This window comes from uncultured Mycobacterium sp., assembly GCF_964249325.1.
GTDB lineage: Bacteria > Actinomycetota > Actinomycetes > Mycobacteriales > Mycobacteriaceae > Mycobacterium.
On the sequence record NZ_CAXUCH010000229.1, the window covers coordinates 783 to 4,217 of the forward strand.

At 63.8% G+C, this 3,435-nt stretch carries 3 protein-coding genes and 2 pseudogenes (2 of these 5 running past the window's edge); 3 read left to right on the forward strand and 2 right to left on the reverse strand.

All coding sequences use genetic code 11. The annotated features are described in order from the left end of the window. Positions 1-117: pseudogene (locus ACFE99_RS20840) on the reverse strand (peroxidase family protein); its annotated part reaches 782 nt to the left of the window's first position; the annotation flags it as partial. A gap of 87 nt (positions 118-204) precedes the next feature. Continuing rightward, positions 205-591, reverse strand: a complete 387-nt coding sequence (locus ACFE99_RS20845) for a Fur family transcriptional regulator (RefSeq protein ID WP_375488308.1) — start codon at positions 589-591, stop codon at positions 205-207. Between the two features lie 445 nt (positions 592-1,036). Here ACFE99_RS20845 and ACFE99_RS20850 point away from each other — a divergent pair, with 445 nt between their 5' ends. The 3 genes and pseudogenes from ACFE99_RS20850 to ACFE99_RS20860 all read left to right on the forward strand — a co-directional run. After that, the gene (locus ACFE99_RS20850) at positions 1,037-2,293 is read left to right on the forward strand and encodes an acyltransferase family protein (RefSeq protein WP_375488309.1); all 1,257 of its coding nucleotides are present in this window, start codon (positions 1,037-1,039) and stop codon (positions 2,291-2,293) included. A gap of 131 nt (positions 2,294-2,424) precedes the next feature. Continuing rightward, positions 2,425-3,117 (forward strand): Rv0518 family GDSL lipase, encoded by a 693-nt coding sequence (locus tag ACFE99_RS20855; RefSeq protein WP_375488312.1) that lies wholly within the window; start codon positions 2,425-2,427, stop codon positions 3,115-3,117. A gap of 205 nt (positions 3,118-3,322) precedes the next feature. Next, a pseudogene (locus ACFE99_RS20860) lies at positions 3,323-3,435 on the forward strand (nitroreductase family protein) (it continues 632 nt past the right edge of the window).

The window sequence follows — 3,435 nt, forward strand, 5'->3', positions numbered from 1 at the left end:
GAGCTTCTTGAACTCCTCCGCGTAGTCGAAGCCCTCGCCCATCGGATTGGCCTGAGGCGCATGCTTCTTGAGAACCGACAAATCCGGCTGGTTCGGCCACCAATCCCGGTTCGTCATCGGCCGATGCGCCGTGGGAGTCGGTGCTTCGATGACTGGGTTTTCGCTTTCGGACACTGGGTCCTTCCTTTCGGGGTAACTAGGTGATCAGGGCATCGAACAATCAGGGCAAAGACCCCAGTAGATGACCTCCGCCTCGTCGAGTTCGAAGCCGTTGTCGTCCGCCGGGGTCAGACAGGGTGCTTCGCCGACGGCGCAGTCGACGTCTGCGATGGCCCCGCAGGACCGGCAGACGAGGTGGTGGTGGTTGTCGGCGACGCGCGATTCGTAGCGCGCAACGAAGCCGGATGGCTGGATGCGCCGCACCAGACCCACGCGTGTCAGCGCATGCAGGACGTCGTACACGGCCTGGCGGGACACCCCCGGCAAGCCGGAGCGCACGGTCTCAAAAATCGTTTCGGTGTCGGCGTGCGGATGCGCCTCGACGGCCTCGAGCACCGCAACTCGGGGGCGTGTCACACGCAAATCGGCCATACGCAGCTGTTCTGCATATTCCGGCCAGGGGGGCACAGAAGAAATATGCCTCCTTTTCTGGACTCAGTCAAGACTTTGTCTGATGGCCGCGGGGATGGTCGGCCGACGGCCCACGGTCGATTCCGAAGTGCACCGTCCGAGCGCCCTGAGAGCAGGCTCGAGTATGCGCCACGACAATTCGCAGCCGGGACAAATCAGCGAAATCCATGCGCCCGCAAGATAATCCACACCCGCTCCGGACAAGCTAGCCGCTGGGATAAAGGCCTGCGGCAGTAGCTGATCCGATGCCGAGAACCAACTTGCCCAACAAGGCACACCGGATCCCTTGCACGGCATTGCGGCGGTCGCGCTGTTACTCTGCTAAGGCTGCCGGTGCCACATCGCGGGCCTGCGGAGCGCCCGGCCAGCCGAACAAAAGGCGAACGAACAGCAGAGTCCACATGGAATGAGCATCGTGCGCAGCGGAGAAATCAAGGCTCTGACCGGACTGCGCATCGTGGCAGCAGTATGGGTGGTGCTGTTTCACTTCCGGCCGATGCTCGGCGATGCGTCACCTGACTTCCGGGACGCGCTCGCGCCGGTGCTCAACTGCGGTGCGCAAGGGGTGGACCTGTTCTTCATCCTCAGCGGATTCGTGTTGACGTGGAACTACCTGGAGCGCATGGGCCGCAGCTGGTCGGCCCGCGCGACCGCACATTTCTTGTGGCTACGCCTGGCCAGAGTGTGGCCGGTGTACCTGGTCACATTGCACCTGGCGGCGCTGTGGGTGATCTTCACCCTCCATGTCGGCCATGTGCCATCGCCCGATGCAACCCAGCTGACGGCGATCAGCTATGTGCGCCAGATCGTGCTCGTGCAGCTGTGGTTGCAGCCGTACTTCGACGGCTCGAGTTGGGACGGGCCGGCCTGGTCGATCAGCGCCGAATGGCTGGCCTATCTGCTATTCGGTGTGCTGGTGCTGATGATCTTCCGCATGAAGCACGCGACGCGCGCGCGCACCCTGATCTGGCTGGCCGTCGCCGCTTCGCTGCCGCCGGTCGTCCTGTTGCTGGCCAGCGGCCAGTTCTACACACCGTGGAGCTGGCTGCCGCGCATCGTGACGCAGTTCACCGCTGGCGCGCTGGCCTGTGCCGCCGTGCGCAGATTGCGGCCGACCGATCGCGCGCGCCGCGCGGCCGGGTACCTTTCCCTGCTTCTCATGGTGAGCATGGTGGGCGTCCTCTACTGGTTTGACGCGCACCCGATCACAGGAGTCCTGGAGAACGACAGCGGCGGGGTGGTCGACGTGCTCTTCGTTCCGCTGGTGATAACGCTGGCGATCGGCGTCGGCAGTCTGCCGAGGCTCTTGTCGACCCGGATGATGGTCTACGGCGGGCAAATCTCTTTCTGCCTGTACATGGTGCACGAACTGGTGCACACCGCCTGGGGCTGGGCGGTGCAACAGTTCGGGCTCACGCTGCAAAGCAGCCCCTGGAAATGGAACGTCATCGGCCTGCTCGCGATTGCTGTGGCTATGTCGGTGCTGCTGTATCACTTGGTCGAAGAGCCTGCCCGCCGGTGGATGCGCAGGATGGTCGACGTCAAGGATGCGAGGCAGAGGACGCCGATCGACCACATTTGGGACCCGGTGAGCACCGAACTGGAACCGATGGACAGTGTGCTGAGGGCTCAGCCGGCGGCGGTTTCGGTGCGCGCCGTGTGACGGGTTGCCTGAGCACGCCAATTATGCTGTGCCAGGCAGTCTCTCAGCTAGAGTTCTAACGCGTTGTTCGCCATGCCCCTAGGGTGGCTGTAGTAGCGGTGCGCGACAACGCGATCGCATTGGAGGTAACAGTGAGTCGGGTGGCCACGTTCGTCATCTGCCTCAGCGTTTTAGTCGTGGCTGTTATCGACCATGCGGTGCCGGTGAGGCGCTACCAGACAGTGAGCCGCAGTTCACCGCCAAACCACATCGCAGTGATCGGCGACTCTTACACTGCCGGCACCGATGAAGGCGGCCTGGGAGCGAAATCATGGACGGCTCTGGCCTGGCAGACGCTGTCTCACCAGGGAGTGCAGGTTGTCGCCGACGTGGCAGCCGAGGGCCGGGCCGGCTACGCGGTTCCCGGCGACCACGGCAGCGTTTTCGAGGATCTGGCTGCGCGGGCTGCCAAGCCCGACGATGCGTTGGTCGTGTTTTTCGGCTCCCGCAATGACCAAGGCGTCGATCCGAACCAGCTAGCTGACATGGCCCGCAACGCTTTCGATCTGGCACGTCGCATCACGCCATCCGGCCGGCTTCTGGTGATCGGGCCGCCGTGGCCAACGGCCGATGTACCCGGATCTGTGCTGCAGGTTCGTGACGTTCTCAACGGCGCCGCCCACGGCGCTGGCGCATCTTTCGTCGATCCGATCGCGGACCGCTGGTTTGTTGACCGGCCCGATTTGATCGGAGCGGACGGTGTGCATCCTAACGACGCGGGGCATGCGTACCTGGCCGACAAGATTGCGCCGATCATCGGCGCCCAATTGCCTAGGCGGCGCTGAACGGCCACTGACCTTCCTGGGCCGCCGCGTGTTTGGTTTCGCCAGCGCGCTTTGACGTCGCGAACATGCGCATCGTGTCGCGTCAGCGGCGTCGGCTTCGAGGCCCCGGTTGTCGCATTTTGTGGGAAATACGGCACGGAAAGCGACGGTCGCGATAAACCGGCGCCCGCACACTAAGTACTAGCTCACACGAGGAGACCAGATCATGGACATCTGCGAAGCGCTCTACACCACCGATAATGGAGCGGTTGCGGCCGGATCCGCTTCCGCTGGACACGCAGGCCCGCATCCTCGATGCGGCCATTCGCGCCCCAACGG